Raw genomic sequence first — 17118 nt, 5'->3', positions numbered from 1 at the left:
TATTGATTTAATTATAAGCTAACATTTTGCAAACTGCCTGCCCAAGCTGTGATCTTATCATTGATATTCCCGACATTAATGCCAAACAGGTTGCGGTGTGTCCTCGCTGTAACCACAAAATTCGCGGTGTTAATGTTAACCATGATACCGAAATAGTCGCATTAAGCTTCAGCGCACTGCTGATGTTACTCAGCAGTATGTTTTATCCGTTTATTTCTTTTAGTAGCAACGGTATTACCCAAACAATTACCCTACCTGACGCTGCTCGCATTCTATTTAATTATGATAGTGACCTGCTCGGCCTGTTTATTGATATCAGCATTATTATTCTGCCTATGAGTTTGCTCATTATATTGATCCCTTTACATTTAGGGGTACTCAAAGCGCTGCCACAAGCGCTCGCCAGAAGGCTATTAAAGTTTACCTTAACCCTTGAGCCTTGGATCATGTCAGAAATCTTTTTGATTGGTGTTTTGGTCAGTATGGTTAAAATAATGTCATTAGCTGAGGTTAGTTTTGGTACCAGCTTTTTTGCCTATGTGGGATTTGTAATTTTTTATGTTAGTGCGTTAACACGGCTAAATCGTGCAAGGTTGTGGTCGCAGGTAAGCCCGGCAACTCGGCTTCAAAGTAGTGCAGGCGCAGAACGTGCAATAGACGATAATATAAAAGCCTGCCATGTTTGCCACCAATTGAGTGTTGATTTAACCTGCCCTCGTTGCCATAGTAAAACCTACTTAAGAAACCCCTACAGCGTTCAAAAAGCAGCAGCTTGGCTAGTTACCTCCGTAATTTGTTATATCCCCGCGAATTTACTGCCCATTATGTACACTATCAGCCTTGGGGATGAAACCCCTGCCACGCTTATTTCTGGTGTAATTACCTTATGGAATAGTGGCTCATACCCTATTGCGCTGATTATATTTTTTGCAAGTGTAGTGGTGCCATTAGCCAAGGCGCTTATTTTAAGCTTTTTGTGCATTATGGTTACAAAGCCCGCCAACCTTTATACAAAAGGTTACACAAAAGTGTATCAACTTACTGAATTTATAGGAAAATGGTCTATGATTGATGTGTTTGTTGTGGCTATATTAGTTGCATTAGTGCAGCTAGGTAATTTGATGTCGGTTATACCGGGTTTAGGCATCGTCTTTTTTACTGTTATGGTATTATGCCAAATGATGGCAGCACACGCATTTGACCCTCGTTTACTGTGGGATTCACCTAAAAATAAAAACGCAGAGAATAAAGCATGACTAAAACAGCCAACGTAGCACAAAAAACACGTATTTCTGCGATTTGGATTATTCCCGTGGTTGCCTTATTGGTAGGTATTTGGATGCTTTATCAATACCAATTAAATAAAGGTCAAACAATCTACATCAGCATGCCGCAAGCCGAGGGCATTGTTGCCGGTAAAACAGAAATTAAAGTACGTAGTGTTAAAATAGGACAAATTGATCACGTCCGTCTTTCTGACAGCCAAGACAGTGTTATTGCACGGGCACAAATAGATAAAAACTACGATAACTTGCTTACTGAAGATGCCCGTATTTGGGTGGTAAAACCTCGCATAGATGAAACAGGCATTAGTGGCATGAGCACTTTGCTCTCAGGCGTTTATTTAGAGTTTTCGCCAGGCGAAAGTAAACAACTAAAGAAGCAGTTTAAACTTCAAGAGGAACCCGCATTAATAGGTAAAGATGTTCAAGGTGGGCGCTTTAAGTTACTCAGTTACAATGCAGAAGTACTTGATGTCAGTACTGGCATATTTTTTAAAAACTATAAAATAGGCCAAATAGAAACCGCCACTTTTGATTGGAAAAACCAAGCAATGCAATACGGTATTTTTATTAAAGCCCCCTATGAGAACTTGATCACCTTAAACTCTATTTTTTGGGTTAACTCAGGGATAGAAATAGATCTTTCCGCAGATGGTATAAACATTAACACCGGTTCTTTAAGCAAATTATTGAAAGGTGGGATCTCTGTTGGTTTACCTGACCAGCAAGCTCCTGGCGATTTAGCACAAAACGGTCATAGCTTTTCTTTAAGCCAGAGTTACAAACAAGCTCTAGAAGAGCGCTTTTATGACTTTGATTATTACCTTATTGAGTTTGAGCAATCTATTCGAGGGTTACGTGTAGGTGCCCCAGTAGAGTACCGAGGAACACGCATAGGTACTGTAGTTGAAGCTCCTGCGAACGTAATAATAGATGGCAAACCCGCTCATTTTCGTGCTAAAAATACCGCAGTACCCGTATTGATCAAAGTGGAGTATGGGCGTTTATATCACAACAACGCCTTAGCTAAAGAGTATTGGGCATCAAGCATAAACGAATGGATTGAAAATGGTATGAGGGCATCGCTTAAACCAGGTAATTTATTAACCGGTGCAGTTTATGTCGATTTTGACTTTTATACTGACGCCCCTAAAAGCGAGCTTAAAAAGCTTGCTCAATATGATGTATTTCCTAGTGTATCTAGTGGTATAACAGTGCTTGCCGACCAAGTGTCTGATGTGTTGAATAAGGTAAATAATTTAAAAATTGAAGACAGTTTGGCAAAAATGCAATCAACCTTTAGCGAGTATCAAGCATTGGCCAGTGAAATGCGCACATTATTAAGTAAACCTGACACCCAAAATTTACCCGGTGACTTTAATCGTAATCTCGAAAAAATAACCAAAAGCATGGAACAGTTTGAAATAACCATGCGGCAGTTTGATAAAACAATGGCAAGCTATCAAGCAGGCTCACAAATGCACCACCAGCTTGAACAAACACTGCTGCAAATTAAGCGTTTATCTGAAGAAATCCAACCACTTACTCGTGGTTTAAACGAACAACCTAACATGCTCATTTTTGATAAGTCACTGCCTAGCGACCCGCAACCAAGGAAACAATAATGAAAGCACTATTTTTAATTTTAGCTGGTTTGATTATAAGTGGTTGTAGCTCGGCTATTCAAACTGCAACTCAATATTACCAATTTGAACAACCCATAACTGACTCTTCGCGAAATGTGCAAAATACAAAAGCACAACTCAGGGTGCACACAGTTACCTTAAGGGGGGCATTGAATAACCGTGGTATTGCTATGAAAGTAGATAATAATCAAGTTCATGCTGCTAATTATCACTTGTGGGGCGAATCGCCGGATGTAATGCTTACAACAACTGCGCAACAAACATTATTTAATGCCATGAGCAACTGGATGGTTATAAAAGGATTGCCGGTCATTACCGACCAACAACAACAAATATTTTATGAAATAGAATATGAATTACATCACTTTAACGGCGATCTGCAAGGTAACGCAGATATCTCAGGGTTATGGCGTTTGTACTATACCCACCCAGAATCAGGCAGACGTTTAATAAGCATTCATAACTTCTCAAATGTTATGCCAATAGATGACGATGGCTACAATTCATTAGTCGCGACCCTTGAAAAAATGTGGCTAGAGATAAATTCAAATGTGGCGAACACAATTGAAAAAACAAGACTCAATCATAAATAAACACTTTGATGGTGGTTTTATCAGCATTGATTACTGCCTTACCCACCTCAATAAAACCCAGTTTATATAGTACATTTTGAGATCCTAAATTAGCCGTTGAAGTAATTGCGCATACATCTTTTATACCTAATTTATGCCTGTTATATAAAAGTATTGTAGCTGCTTCAAAAATATATCCCTTTTTTTCAAAGCCGACTTTTAACGCAAACCCTAAATCGGGATGTTGCATAGTCGCTCGCTGATAAAAACCAACAATACCAACCACAGTTTCATCATGGAGTGTGATCATATAAGGCCCAAAACCGTGCTCTTTATGGGCAGCTATAAAGCTGTCTTTGATGTATTTTTTAGCGTCGTCTAGGGTATAAATACCTTTATCACCAATGTATTTAATAAAGTTGGCCTGATTAACTAACTTAAGTAACTCCGCCGCATCTGCTATTTGTGCGAAGCGTAAGAGTAAACGTTCAGTTCTAAAAGCAATATTCAAAATAACTCCTTGGAGTTCAATACTATAATTTAACGACATTAAAACAAAACCCAGTCAACAATGACTGGGTTTTTTGGTTTTAGAGTAATTTCAAACTTACTTTTGCAATTTTATATCGCTGTAGTAATCATCTAAACTCGTCACTTTAGTCTGATTTGGCAAATCAGCAAACTCGCTATCACTAAACTTAGTGCCGCGTAGCTGCACATTTAAACGTGCTGCTTTTGGGTTTAACATTGTTTGCTGGTAGTAATCTTTAATATCAGCAAGGGTGACTTTTTCCACCTCTGCAATTAATTTTTGTCTTGAATCAAAATCAAAGTTTTCACGATACCAATCGTTAATCAATGGACTCATTTCGTCGCTTAAATTCTTTGGCTGTTCTTTTAACGAAACCAAAGTTGCATTTTTAAGCTGTGCAAATGTTTCCTCACTCATGGCATTAAGCTCAGAAGCGTACTCTTTTTTAAACTTGTCAAAGCGCACTTGAATGTCTTTAGGCCCTTTCACCGGTGTTTGGATAAATAAACCAATACCTGAGTAATCTTCAATGGGACGCGCTAATGCGCCTACTGCATAAGCAAGTTGCTCTTCAGTACGCATTTTATCAAAGGCGATTGTTCTAAAGTGACCTTGCAATACTGCTGCCTGAGCTTTTTGTTCGTAACCAGGTATTGGGTGAATGGTCATATCGACCACAGCTACATCGGCTACATCAATATCTTTGTGCAGCACACGCGCTTCACCCGGTTGCGGTAACCACGCTTTACTGCGTGCAAACTCCGTTTGAGTATGTGTGCTTGGTAAGATAGCCGCTAACTCAGCAGCAATAGCATCAATGTCTTTTTGGTTGTAGTTACCGTAGCTAAATACACGTAAGTTATTATTTGCTAAGGTGCTTTGCTTTAAAGCGTGTAAATCAGCAAGCGTTAATGTTTTTGCAGCCTTAATTAGCGCTTCTGTATCAAAACTACCAGTACGAGTCAGCTTAGAATACTCACCAAATGCTTGTGCATACGGGAACTGTTTTTGTTGATTCAGTAAATCTCGCTGATAACGGTCAATCGCTTGATTAAACGCTTGTGCTGAAATTTCAGCATCAAACCCAGCTAACGCTTGTTTAAGTAAAATATCTTGTTTATCGGTAAAACCACTTAACGATAGCACCAACCCATTACTTGAGCTTAAATTAACGTTCATACCAGCAACGGCAGCTTCAGTTCGTAACTGACTTAATTGAGTGTTATACAGATCAGCCCAAACAGAATAAAGTACGGTTGAGTTAATATCATGCAAACCTGTTTGCGTATTGATATACACCTCAACTAATCCCTTGGGTTGCTCTGCAAACTGCTGACTTGCTTGGCGCCAAATTTTTACACCGTTTTTATCGTAGCTAAGCTCAGGATGCTTCTGCTCTTTAAAGGCTTGCGTTTTAATTGCAAAACTCTCTGGCAGTAAATTGTTAACACTTGGCAATGCTAAATTAAAATCACTTGGTTTTTCCCAGCTGGCAATTTCTGCATCGCTAATATCATTAATTTTATATTTGCCATCGTAAAAATGCAGCTCAGAATCTGTATCTTCCTGTTGAGAAATATACCAGATGCGAAGTGTATCGGCATTAAGTTGCTTAAGTACATTGTTCACCGCATCAGCATCAAATTGAGCATAGTAGTACGGTGCGTTTATCGCATGATTTAACGGGTAATCTTGCATGCTTTGAGTCAACGCACTAACGTAGTTAAACTCATCGCCCTTTTCTAAAAATTTAAACTGATTGTTTAAAGAGGTGCGAATTTCATTAAAGTATTTACTATTAACGCCCTCACGCTTAATCAAGTCAATGTATTGCATAATTGTCGCAACAATTGACTCGCGGTTTTTCATACCTTCATCAGTCAACTCTATATTAACGCTCAAAGAACCGTAGTTGCCATATTGATTTGGAGAGGCCGAAGCGGATAACTGCGATACCCACCCTTTATCACGTAATAATTGTGCTGGACTACCTGGCATTTCATTACTTAGTAAATAAGAAACAAAGCGATTAGGTTTTACTGCAAATTCAGTTTGATTATTAGCAATTGTGAAATCGAGCTGTAGTTGTTTAACGTCTTCATTTGGTGAGTAAAAAACACGTTTTCCACCGGCATTATCAAAATCTAAGCTCGCAGTAACGCGAGGTTTTTCAATATTTTTATTTTCAATGTCAGCAAAGTATTTTTGTGCTTTTTTCTGCATTTCTGCAATCGGTAAATTAGAAATCAGCGCCACTTTCATAATATTTGATGAATAATATTTATTATAAAAATCAACCGTTTCTTTGTGTAAAGAACTATCCGCTTTGTCACCTAGTGTTTCAAGGTTACCAATTAAGAATCGGTTAGCTGGGTGTTCCCCCATCATTTTACGTGCTAATTTAAATTGGCCAAAAAAGTCCATTTCACGACGCATTGACCACTCAGCATTCACTGCGTTTTTTTCTTTTTCTGTGTATTCTGGGTAAAGCTTAGGGGCTTTAAAAAAGTCTGAAAAGCGGTCTAAGCCTTCTTCAAACGCATCGTTATTAATTTTAAACATGTAGTTGGTAATATCGAGCCAAGTATAAGCATTATGCGCACCACCATTTTTAGTCATAAAATCGGAGTACCCTTTGGTATCAGGGTATCGTTCAGTGCCTAGGAACAACATATGTTCTAGGTAATGCGCCATACCTTGTTGGCTCATTGGGTCATGTAACAGACCTACACCTACACTCAGTGAAGCAGCAGATTTTTCAGCGCTTGGATCAGAGACTAAAATCACTTCAATATCGTTAGCAAGTTTCAAGGTTTTATATTCACGGTTATCATTAGGGCTAACAACGAGCGTTGGTGACAACAGTGATGTTTGTGAAGATTGAGAAAGAGTGGCGGTATTCGAACAACCGCTTAATATTGCCAGTGCAATTGCACTTAAGCCGATGACGTGTCTCATTTTAATTATATCCATTGCTGTTAAATACGTGTTTAGTGTTACAAAAATACTAAATCAGGAATAAACTACCATCATCAAGTAATACTATGCTACTAATTAGTACTTAATTGTGTAACACATTGTGAATAGTAATCAAATAATCAATAAGGTAAGTTATGGAAAAGATAATAATAATGGCCATGTTTGTGCAGGTAACACTTTCATTAGTTGTTATGGTGATTATGGGAAAACGTCGTTTTGCAGCGGCCAAAAATAAACAGATACAGTTAAATGATTTTGCTGCTATGCGCCTTGATAATGCGGGCGATTATGTCAGAGTTGCTGATCGTAACTTTAGCAACCAATTCGAAATACCTGTGCTTTTTTATGCGGGATGTTTACTTGCTTTACAGCTTAATATGGCGAGTGTCAGTATTGCAGTACTTGCCTGTTTATTTGTCGCTACACGAATTATTCACAGCCTCATTCACCTGGGTAGTAATCATTTAAGAGCCCGTTTTAGAGTGTTTTTACTAGGCTGCTTATCTGTGTTTGTAATGTGGACTTTGCTAGTGCTGGGTGTACTTTACCACTAAAAAATAACGGCGAATTTAACAATTCGCCGTTATTATTTATAAGTTTATTTTGTACGTTTTAATCGATGTGCTACTAGCAGTAGTGCACCTAATAACCACGCTACACTACCACTAGAGTCTGAAGTTTTTGGTGGTGTAACTTCTACGTTATCAATTAATGTATTTTCTTTGGGTGTCAAGTTTTGTGCTGAATTAGGATCATCATCAAGCACAACCACACTTTGAATTGATACCAAGTTTTGATTACTAATAACTAAATTTTCATCTGAACATTGGGCTTGAGTAATACCAACTAATGGTACCTCTGAACAATGGACTAAGGCAGCAATTTTATTTAAGGTTTCTTGACTTTGCGCAGTGACTTGTCCAAACACGGTAAAACCACCATTTTGTAAATCTAAGTTTTGGCTGTTATCACTCATGTTAAAAAACCATTGGCTGGTAGCGCTGTTTTCATTACCGCCCTGTTTTGCCATAGCAATGGTGCCTTTAACATTTGAATAAATAGGTTCGTTAATAACCGAAGGTTTGGTTGTAATTGGATCCATTTTATCAGAAAAGGTAAAGCCCCCTCCTTGAATGATAAACTTATCAATAGAGCGATGTATTACCGTTTGATTATATGCAGCATCATCAACATAACTTAGGAAATTTTCTACTGTTTTAGGAGTTTGTTGATCAAACAAGTTAATTTGTATCGTTCCCTGGCTCGTTTGCATTTCGACTATAGTTGCAGTGCTTGAAAAACTTGTTGCAGTTAAAATTGACGCTAAGATAAGCTTCTTCATTATTTTTCCTATTTTTATTGTCATTAGAATTAATATTTTATGCATCATAGAATAGTGCTATTTATTTTGTAAATCGATATATAAGTACTTAACGCTACAATTCATAGCAAGTTAATTACATCGCAGTTACAACTGTTTACATTTTTATTTTAAACACGTTATGGATAATTAATTGCCTGTGTGCCTTGGTGTACATTACGGTTACTCTTTTTAATTAATTTTAAACCTTGCAAGGTATTTAAAAAGCCCCTTATCAATCACTCTTTTTTTGTTATTATCAATCAGGGACTGTTGCCATTTAAAGGTCATTAGGCCCTAACACAGTGATAGGAGTACATGAAATGACTAATAACACGACTATTTGTGATTTTGGATTACATAAAGGTGAGCCATACACCCAATTGCCCGTGAGCTTTTTGAAATGGATGATTGATGTTAATCATCAAAAATCTCAATATGCACGAGATGAACTTGCTCGAAGAAACAGGGTTGTAGAGCTGCAGCGTGAAACCACACAGGCTGAAAAAATATAAAGAAGTGCGTTTTTTTAAACTCGAACTAGTTTACACTAACCACCTACTAGATAGAGCTTTAATTCATCGATAGGTATCTTATGCGTACTCTTTTTTTTCTTGTTTTTTTTCTTGGTTTATCTGGCTGTGCTAGCGATTCTGTCAATAAACCTGCAGCACAGTATTTAACAGTTCTTCATACCAATGATAACCATGGTCGCTTTTGGCATAATGAAAAAGGCGAATATGGCATGGCAGCCCGTAAGACCCTAATTGACCAGTTAAGAGCAGAAGCAAAGACACAGGGACATCAGGTGTTATTGTTATCAGGCGGTGATATAAACACTGGTATTCCGGAGTCAGACCTACAATTTGCTGAGCCCGATTTTAAAGGTATGTCGAAAATCGGCTATGATGCAATGGCTCTGGGAAACCATGAGTTTGATAATCCAATAAGTGTATTAAACCAGCAACAAAAATGGGCTAACTTTCCTCTTTTATCGGCCAACATTTTCGATAAACAAACTAACGAAACAGTTTTTGAGCGCTATAAAATATTTAATAAAGGGAACTTAACCATTGCCGTTATTGGCTTAACAACAACGGATACCGCAAAAATTGGTAACCCACAATACATTGGCCATTTGGATTTTAAAGATCCGGTTAAAGTAACTGCCTCACTCACCCAAAAGCTAAGAGCAAAATATAACCCGGACATTACCATTGCAGTAACACATATGGGCCACTATGCAGATGCTAAAAATGGGATCAATGCCCCTGGTGATGTCACACTTGCTCGCTCTTTAGATAAAAATGCCCTTGATATGATTATTGGTGGACACTCTCAAGAGCCAGTTTGTATGGCTGCTAAAAATGTTACTGATGAGAACTTTAAACCGGGTTTAGCCTGTAAACCAGATCAGCAAAATGGGACATGGATAATGCAAGCCCACGAATGGGGTAAGTATGTGGGCAAAGCAGAATTTAAATTAGAAAACGGCCAATTATCTCTACTGAGTTATCAATTATTACCCGTTAATTTATATGTCGATAAAAAGCAACCAGACGGCAGCATAAAAGCCGTTTTAGCTGCAGATTACATTAAACCTGACTCTGCATTACAGACCTTTTTGGCAGCATACCAACAAAAGGGGGCTAAGCAAATTGAGGGGAAAATTGGCTTAGTCAATGACAGACTTGAGGGAGATCGTAACAAAGTACGCTTTGAGCAAACAAACCTTGCGCGCGTTATTATCCAAGCACAAATGAACACCGTGGGTGCTGATTTTGGTATTATCAGTGGTGGCGGTGTTCGCGATAGTATTAATGCGGGTGACGTGAGTTATAAAGATATACTTAAAGTACAACCTTTCAAAAACCGTGTCGCCTATATCGATTTTAAAGGCAATGAAATTTTAACCTATTTAAATGTCGTGACACGTTTTCCACCAGACTCTGGTGCTTACATGCAATATCATAACTTAGCATTTGAATTAAAAGCTGGGCAGGTAACTAACGTATTTATCGCCGGCAAGCCACTTGATATAAACAAAACATACCGCATGAGTATTAATGAATATAACGCCTCAGGTGGCGATAATTATCCAAAAATCACAAAAATGGCCGGGTTTGTAAGCACCGATGAAACTGACTCGCAAGCTTTAAAACGGTTTTTTAATGAGCATAGCCCTGTTGATGCACGTGAATTTGCACCTAAGTAGTAATCTAGTGTGAACAATAATGAGTGTCATTAAAATGCTAATGGCACTCTTCATTAAGGTTTATGTGATAGCAAAGCTAGTCAATCAAACATTTCAGCCCACAAATCACTCACCCTAAACGATAAAACTAAATTACTTTCCTATTATTTCTATATTGCCTTGGTTAACATTTACTAAGCCATAGCTATGCATCCGTGATCGAGAGCCCTCTCCAAATGCCTTTGGCGGATAATACAGCTCCTTCTGCTCTGGGCAATCATTCAATACATCATCTAACGCCGCACGAATTTCACTCAGGGTTTTTTCTAAACTGTTATTAAAGTTTGGTCGTTTTCTGATGGTATGCCCGAGTTCAACTAAACGATAAAAGTACTTATTAGCAAGTTCTAACAGCTCCTCGGGTACATTTTTATTATGGTTAAGTTTAATCTCTGGATTATTAGTACAAAACTCAACAAGCGCTAAATAAAAACACAACGGCTTATTTGCTAACGCCACTTCTTGCTCGGGATAATAACTACTGGATAAAGTTTTACTTTTTAAATTAATCACGAGTATTAATGGCTTTGATTCTAGTGTACTTGGCTCCTGCTCAGTGATGAATTTTTTATTTCTTTGATAAATTTCAGCCTGTTTTATCATGATCATAAATAATGCACTGACAACAAAAAGCAGTATATAAACGGTCACTCTTGTATACGAAAAATGAGGCTGCTTTAAGGATAAAACTATAAAAACTACATTATTATTACTATTTAGTTTTCGAATAAACTCATCGGTTTTTAAGGATGAAATAAACTCGTGCTCTGGCACTATCGAAATTACCTCTATACCTGTGCCTTGGATATGAGTATTTACTGTTTGTATATAATGATGTATCGCAACTTTATTACCAGAATGTTTAAGAAGCTCATTTGATAAATCGAGCAAAGGTAAGTCTAAAGCGATTTGTTTTTCTATTTGAGCTATTTGTAACTTATTTACCCGTTGCTGCTTATGTGTTGTTGAAATATAAAACACCAATGAAAATACAATGAATAATATAAAAACACCTAATGGCGATATAAGCTTTCTCATTACGACTCCCCTATAAAAGTAACGGGGTAGTTATTACACTGCCAATATGGCTCAACATCTTGATAATATTGAAACGATTGTTCTTTAGACATACTCAATAAGTGAGATTGTACAGCGCAGAGTAAATCGGTATTGTTATGCTGCATTTTTAAGTACCAACGAGTACCTGCAACATTACTACTTATGGGCGTAATATAATTCTTTGAGAAGCGCTTACTATCATTTTCTCTCCAAAAAGAGGCAATCAGGTCAACCTGCCCGTTCGCCAGTAATTCCCGCAATTCATTATGTGAGCTGGCATAGGTTATTTTTAGTTGAGCAATATTAAGTCCTAATTGCTTAAACGTTTGTTTTGGCAAAATATGTCCAGATCGGCTAGTTGGATAATCTAACAGGCCTATTTTTTTGTCTAAAAAATACTGTTTAGTGATCAGAGGCTTCTCTTTTGAAGATATAAAAAACGCGGTGTAATCTGAAAAGCCGACCACTGGCTGATAATTGTAAGTAGTCTCGGCTCTAAACGCTTCCATAATATTATTTTTAGCTAAAATTAAATCTGCAATGCCTTTTCCAACAAACTCTAAGCTATCGACGGTTCTGTAGCCCCAATAGCCAATAACAGACCCATATTGCTTTGCTACAACTTTATCATCACACAAGTTTTTAGTGAGCAATTGAGCAACATACTTTGAGGGTGTAAATACTATAAGCTGATTTTGATTAGCCGTTGCCGTGGTTTGACATATCGTTGATGTTTCTATCATCACTGGGAAAGCTATTTCTTTTTCATCTACAGCCATTTGACCTGCAAACCAACTAAACAACAACACTATAAACATAAATGTAACAATTGCTGTTTTATGCAACATTAACTTTTTAATATCCAAAAAACACCGATCTAAAATGAAGTTATAAGACATTTGAACAATTTTAATTACTTATTACAATAGGTAATTTTACCTATAAAACCCAAATCATTGATAGTAAATGATTTTAAATAAGAAAGTATGAATTTTATTGAGTCCTTTCTATCAACATGAAAAATACGGACAATTGACCTTATAAGGTTTTATAAATTAAATTTCACACTTACTAGGATGCCTCAATGCAGATAAATGTAAAACATTCGCTTTCATTAACACTTTTAATTAGTGCAATATTTGCAAGCACAGACTGTAATGCATGGGGGCAAAACGGCCACCGCGTTGTTGGTAAAATTGCAGAGGCTCATGTAAGCGAAACCACTAAGGCCGCACTTATTCCTTATCTCAATGGTGAATCTTTAGCACAAATTTCAACATGGCCAGATGAAATGCGCTCTGCGCCGGGTGATTTTTGGCAAAAAAAATCATCTCGCTGGCACTATATTAATGCAGATGACAATGCAAAATTTAGCTTTAACCACGAACACACTGAACATAAAGAATCAGTAACAAACATATTAGAAGGCATTCACTATTCAATTAAAGTATTAAAGGATGATAAATCAAGCCTTGCAGCAAAACAGTTTAGTTTGCGTTTTTTAGTGCACTTAGTCGGCGACAGCCATCAACCATTTCATGCAGGTAGAGCTGAAGATAGAGGCGGGAATCGCATTAAGGTTTCTTTCTTTAACCAACAAACCAATCTTCATAGCTTATGGGATACTAAGCTGGTAGAAAATGAAAATTTATCTTTTACTGAATACGCTCAATTTATAGATACTAATAACAGCGAGTTAATTAACGAGTATTTAAACAGTACCCCAACAAGCTGGCTTGAAGAGTCACACAACCTTGCTTTACAAATATATAAATCAACAGAAGAAAATATTAGCTACGACTATATTTACAACCACACCCCTATTGTAAAAACGCGCTTACAACAAGCGGGCATTCGCTTGGCTGGATTGTTAAATAAATTATTTGATCCAGCGAGTAAACGTTCAAAAAAAGCTTTAACACTAAAAGCAACAAAATAAATTCAGTTTCTAACTTAAATAACCTAAACGGGAAATCAACACTATGACAAAGCTTCGCCTTTCGAAATTAACTGGGGCAGTAATTCTTGCTCTAGGAGTTTCAACAAGCGCTATGGCTGCTGACACTTCATCTGCAATGCGTGGTAAAATCACCACACCATCAGGTGCGAACGCTGCAAACGTTAAAATTAAGGTTGTTCATCAACCTACTGGCACAATCAGTGAGTTAACAACCAATGAAAGTGGTACTTTTATAGCCAATGGTTTACGTGTTGGTGGACCATACATGGTGATTATCGACTCTGATACATTTAACGACACCACCGTTGAAAACATCTTTTTAAACCTTGGTGAAACTTATCGCTTGAAGTCGCAATTAGCACCACTAAATATTGAAAAGATTGAAGTCTCTGGATATAAAATCATCCAACAATCAGGTGGTTCTAGCAGTACGTTTGGTGAAGATACCATTAATAACATGCCTAGCTTTAATCGTGACATTAAAGACATTGCGCGTTTAAACCCACTTGCAAGTATTAATGGTAGCGGCCAACTAACTTTTGCCGGTAGTAACCCACGCACGAATGGTTTAACTGTAGATGGCATTGGCCAAAATGATGACTTTGGTTTAAATTTTGGTGGCTACCCAACCTCACAACCCCCTGTAGCACTAGATGCGATTGAACAAGTATCTGTAGATGTTTCGCCTTTTTCGGCTTCTAAAGGAAACTTTGGTGGCGGTACTATTAATGCGGTAACAAAGTCTGGTACAAATGAGTTTAAATTTTCTGGCTTTTATGAAATATCTACCCCTGATATATCAGGAGATCTTCTTAATATCGTTGAAGAAGATGACCTAGATGCGATTGGTCAAAAAACTTTTTCTACTAATAAAGTAGAGCCTATTCAAACAGAAGAAAGGTTTGGCTTTAATGTTGGTGGAGCACTAATAGAAGATGAGCTGTTTTATTTTGTAAACTATGCAGAATGGTCAAGTGAATCGGATCTTGATTATGGTTTTAGCGGATCAGGTGCTGCAAATGAATTTAATACCACTGAAGCTAATTACAACCGTTTCATTTCAATCTTAAACGATGAGTACGGACTGACTGATTCACTCGCGGGTGCTCCAGAGGATACAAATAAAAACTTATTAGTTAAGCTTAGCTGGAATGCAAGTGATGATCATCGCCTAGATTTTACTTACCAATGGCAAGACGATCAAGATGAGCGTAATTCAAGCTACGGTGGTGATAACATCGTTCTTCAGTCAAATACTTATGCGTATGTTACTAAGTTCAATAATTTTGCCACTAAACTCTACTCAGATTGGACTGAAGACTTTTCAACTGAAATTGGTATTTCTTATAAAGATGTCATTTCAGACAGCGCGACACGTTCTAATTTAGGAAGTATATCGGTAGACGAAGATGGACGTAATGGCCCATCTTACAGCTTTGGTACAGATCAATACCGCCATGCAAATCGCTCTGAAACACAAAATTTAACATTAACATTCGATGCTACTTACTTAACTGATGAGCATGAAATAAATTTTGGAGCTCAGTACGAGTCACTTCGTTTATACAATTTATTTGCTCAAAACTCATTAGGCTCATGGAAGTTTGATAGCTTAGAAGACTTTGCGAACCGCAATGTAGGCTTTTATGATTTCTCTTATCAAAATGCCTACACGAATAATTCGGCTGATACCGCTTATGATGTAAGACGTAATCAACTTGCACTTTACATTGAAGATACTTTCTATGTTGGTGACGACTTAGAGATTACTGCGGGTGTTCGTTATGAACGTTTATCATCAGATGACAAACCTACTCTAAACGAAAATTTTGCGAATACTTATGGGTTCACCAATCAAGAAAATCTTGACGGCTTAGATATCATTTTACCGCGTATTGGCTTTAAATATTATGCGACAGAAGCGCTTACAATTAGCGGTGGTATCGGTCGTTTCCAAGGCGGCATTCCTAATGTTTGGTATAATAACTCATTCCAAAGTGATGGCATCACGCTTGTATCGGCACCTAATGATGTAATAAATGATTACTACGCTAATAACACTGCTGATATTACCCAAGTGCCTGATGAAATTAAAAACTCTTTGCAGCAAGGCGCTGGTAGTGTTGCATATATAGACCCCGATTTTAAACTTCCTTCAAGTATTCGTACCCAAGTTGGTTTTGAGTATGATTTTGACTCTGAGCTATTCGGCGACGGCTTTAAGTGGCAAGCCGAAATCGCGTACCATAAAAAAGAAAATGAAGCCGTATGGCACAATTCTTCAATTACACCTGTCGGCTTAGCTGCTGATGGTGAACGCGTTATTAATCAAACTATATATTCAGGTTCACTTACTGATAACGTTGATATTGAAATGACGAACTCATCTGATGATGGTCGTTCAATCATCTTATCAACGGGCATTGCCAAAGAGTGGGATAATGGTTTATTTATTTCTGCAAGTTATGCGCATCAAGATGTTAAAGAGTCTTCAGCTGGTTCGGCATCACAGGCAGAAGGTAACTATAAACACAATATCACTGTAAACCGCAATGAAGATATTGCTGCTCGCGGGTTTTATGAAATAGAGCATAGCTTTAAAGTTAACCTAGGTTATACCGCTGAGTTGTTTAGTGGTTATGCGACTAAATTTAACGTCTACTTTGAACGTCGCTCTGGTCGTCCATTCAGCTACACAATGGGAATGTATAAGGATGGTCATTTAGGGGATACTAGTTCACTGTTTACAAACGGTGCTTACTTACCTTACATACCAACCGGTGCTGACGATCCAAATGTAAACTGGGGCGAGTCAAAAATTTCTTGGGCTGAGTTAGAGCCTCTACTGCAAAGTGCTGGTATTTCTCAACGTGGCGGTATTTTAGCTAAAAACACAGCTACACAACCATGGGTTACAACCATGGATGTAAGTATAAAGCAGGAAATTCCTGGTTTTGCTCAAGGTCATAGTGGTGAGGTGTACTTTATGATTGATAACTTCGCTAACCTTTTAAATAGTGACTGGGGCATCGAGAAAAGTCTAAGCTATTCAAATCAAACAATTTATGATTTTGGTGGGCTTGACGACCAAGGTAGATATAAACTTGATAATACCTATGGCGGCGCTGATGTAAGGAACTACTCACGAATTAGTAGCTCATCTGCTTGGCAAGCTAAAATCGGTGTTAGCTATAAGTTTTAATCTATAACTTGCACTGCAAAAATTTATAAATATTAAAAAGCCATTACATTTATGTAATGGCTTTTTTTTTGAAAAAGTCACTTTTCATCTGTTTGTCATAAAAACTACTTATTATCTCACAGTAAAATATTGAAACATTAATAAAACGCTAAAGTTCACACGAAAAGTGTTTTATAATAAAAAAGTTACAGTTGTATTTTATTTGTAACAATCAAATGAGGTACACTATGTAAACATTTTGGGTTAGGTGTGTTACTCAGCCTCCTAATCC

At 37.5% G+C, this 17118-nt stretch carries 13 protein-coding genes; 8 read left to right on the top strand and 5 right to left on the bottom strand.

Annotated elements, in window-relative coordinates:
• Nucleotides 1–26: 26 nt before the first annotated feature.
• The 3 genes from QL989_RS14085 to QL989_RS14075 are packed head-to-tail and all read left to right on the top strand — an operon-like array spanning nucleotide 27 to nucleotide 3522.
• Nucleotides 27–1256: a paraquat-inducible protein A gene (locus QL989_RS14085; RefSeq protein WP_290170845.1), complete on the top strand. Its 1230-nt coding sequence runs from the start codon at nucleotides 27–29 to the stop codon at nucleotides 1254–1256.
• A complete protein-coding gene (gene pqiB, locus QL989_RS14080) occupies nucleotides 1253–2908 on the top strand; it encodes an intermembrane transport protein PqiB (protein WP_290170844.1) in 1656 nt (551 codons plus the stop codon). Before QL989_RS14085 ends, pqiB begins: the two co-directional genes overlap by 4 nt.
• Nucleotides 2908–3522, top strand: a complete 615-nt coding sequence (locus tag QL989_RS14075) for a PqiC family protein (RefSeq protein ID WP_290170843.1) — start codon at nucleotides 2908–2910, stop codon at nucleotides 3520–3522. Before pqiB ends, QL989_RS14075 begins: the two co-directional genes overlap by 1 nt.
• Here the strand turns inward: QL989_RS14075 and QL989_RS14070 are convergent.
• On the bottom strand, nucleotides 3509–4012 hold the full coding sequence (locus QL989_RS14070; protein ID WP_290170846.1) for a GNAT family N-acetyltransferase: 504 nt from the start codon (nucleotides 4010–4012) through the stop codon (nucleotides 3509–3511). The two genes, QL989_RS14075 and QL989_RS14070, sit on opposite strands and share 14 nt — an antisense overlap.
• A gap of 96 nt (nucleotides 4013–4108) precedes the next feature.
• Complete coding sequence (locus QL989_RS14065) at nucleotides 4109–6991, bottom strand: insulinase family protein (protein WP_290170842.1); 2883 nt, start codon at nucleotides 6989–6991, stop codon at nucleotides 4109–4111.
• A gap of 155 nt (nucleotides 6992–7146) precedes the next feature.
• Between QL989_RS14065 and QL989_RS14060 the strand changes: the two genes are divergently transcribed.
• Nucleotides 7147–7566: an MAPEG family protein gene (locus QL989_RS14060; RefSeq protein WP_290170841.1), complete on the top strand. Its 420-nt coding sequence runs from the start codon at nucleotides 7147–7149 to the stop codon at nucleotides 7564–7566.
• A gap of 44 nt (nucleotides 7567–7610) precedes the next feature.
• Here the strand turns inward: QL989_RS14060 and QL989_RS14055 are convergent, their stop codons facing one another.
• Complete coding sequence (locus QL989_RS14055) at nucleotides 7611–8354, bottom strand: peptidylprolyl isomerase (RefSeq protein ID WP_290170839.1); 744 nt, start codon at nucleotides 8352–8354, stop codon at nucleotides 7611–7613.
• Nucleotides 8355–8695: 341 nt separating this feature from the next.
• Between QL989_RS14055 and QL989_RS14050 the strand changes: the two genes are divergently transcribed.
• Together QL989_RS14050 and ushA are read left to right on the top strand one after the other, a co-directional pair.
• Nucleotides 8696–8887, top strand: a complete 192-nt coding sequence (locus QL989_RS14050; protein ID WP_138607790.1) for a hypothetical protein — start codon at nucleotides 8696–8698, stop codon at nucleotides 8885–8887.
• An 80-nt stretch (nucleotides 8888–8967) separates the two neighbouring features.
• Nucleotides 8968–10587 (top strand): bifunctional UDP-sugar hydrolase/5'-nucleotidase UshA, encoded by a 1620-nt coding sequence (gene ushA / locus QL989_RS14045; RefSeq protein WP_290170837.1) that lies wholly within the window; start codon nucleotides 8968–8970, stop codon nucleotides 10585–10587.
• Nucleotides 10588–10719: 132 nt separating this feature from the next.
• Here ushA and QL989_RS14040 read toward each other — a convergent pair whose 3' ends face one another.
• Complete coding sequence (locus QL989_RS14040; RefSeq protein WP_290170836.1) at nucleotides 10720–11664, bottom strand: hypothetical protein; 945 nt, start codon at nucleotides 11662–11664, stop codon at nucleotides 10720–10722.
• Entirely contained in the window at nucleotides 11664–12533 is an 870-nt protein-coding gene (locus tag QL989_RS14035) for a hypothetical protein (protein WP_290170835.1), read from the bottom strand. The genes QL989_RS14040 and QL989_RS14035 overlap by 1 nt, the downstream gene beginning before the upstream one ends.
• 236 nt (nucleotides 12534–12769) lie before the next feature.
• On the opposite strand from QL989_RS14035, the gene QL989_RS14030 reads away from it, so the two are divergent.
• Both QL989_RS14030 and QL989_RS14025 read left to right on the top strand, forming a co-directional pair.
• Entirely contained in the window at nucleotides 12770–13624 is an 855-nt protein-coding gene (locus tag QL989_RS14030) for a S1/P1 nuclease (RefSeq protein ID WP_290170834.1), read from the top strand.
• Between the two features lie 43 nt (nucleotides 13625–13667).
• Nucleotides 13668–16847: a TonB-dependent receptor gene (locus QL989_RS14025; protein WP_290170832.1), complete on the top strand. Its 3180-nt coding sequence runs from the start codon at nucleotides 13668–13670 to the stop codon at nucleotides 16845–16847.
• Nucleotides 16848–17118 lie beyond the last annotated feature (271 nt).

The organism is Pseudoalteromonas sp. APC 3224 (assembly GCF_030407535.1).
Classification (GTDB): Bacteria; Pseudomonadota; Gammaproteobacteria; order Enterobacterales; family Alteromonadaceae; genus Pseudoalteromonas.
This window is presented reverse-complemented; position numbering and strand designations above follow the sequence as displayed.

Bases quoted from the DNA above. Each gene is read 5' to 3' on its own strand.
- pqiB (WP_290170844.1), top strand. From the start codon at position 1,253: ATGACTAAAACAGCCAACGTAGCACAAAAAACACGTATTTCTGCGATT.
- QL989_RS14075 (WP_290170843.1), top strand. From the start codon at position 2,908: ATGAAAGCACTATTTTTAATTTTAGCTGGTTTGATTATAAGTGGTTGT.
- QL989_RS14065 (WP_290170842.1), bottom strand. From the start codon at position 6,991: ATGAGACACGTCATCGGCTTAAGTGCAATTGCACTGGCAATATTAAGC.
- QL989_RS14060 (WP_290170841.1), top strand. From the start codon at position 7,147: ATGGAAAAGATAATAATAATGGCCATGTTTGTGCAGGTAACACTTTCA.
- QL989_RS14055 (WP_290170839.1), bottom strand. From the start codon at position 8,354: ATGAAGAAGCTTATCTTAGCGTCAATTTTAACTGCAACAAGTTTTTCA.
- QL989_RS14050 (WP_138607790.1), top strand. From the start codon at position 8,696: ATGACTAATAACACGACTATTTGTGATTTTGGATTACATAAAGGTGAG.
- ushA (WP_290170837.1), top strand. From the start codon at position 8,968: ATGCGTACTCTTTTTTTTCTTGTTTTTTTTCTTGGTTTATCTGGCTGT.
- QL989_RS14040 (WP_290170836.1), bottom strand. From the start codon at position 11,664: ATGAGAAAGCTTATATCGCCATTAGGTGTTTTTATATTATTCATTGTA.
- QL989_RS14035 (WP_290170835.1), bottom strand. From the start codon at position 12,533: ATGTTGCATAAAACAGCAATTGTTACATTTATGTTTATAGTGTTGTTG.
- QL989_RS14030 (WP_290170834.1), top strand. From the start codon at position 12,770: ATGCAGATAAATGTAAAACATTCGCTTTCATTAACACTTTTAATTAGT.
- QL989_RS14025 (WP_290170832.1), top strand. From the start codon at position 13,668: ATGACAAAGCTTCGCCTTTCGAAATTAACTGGGGCAGTAATTCTTGCT.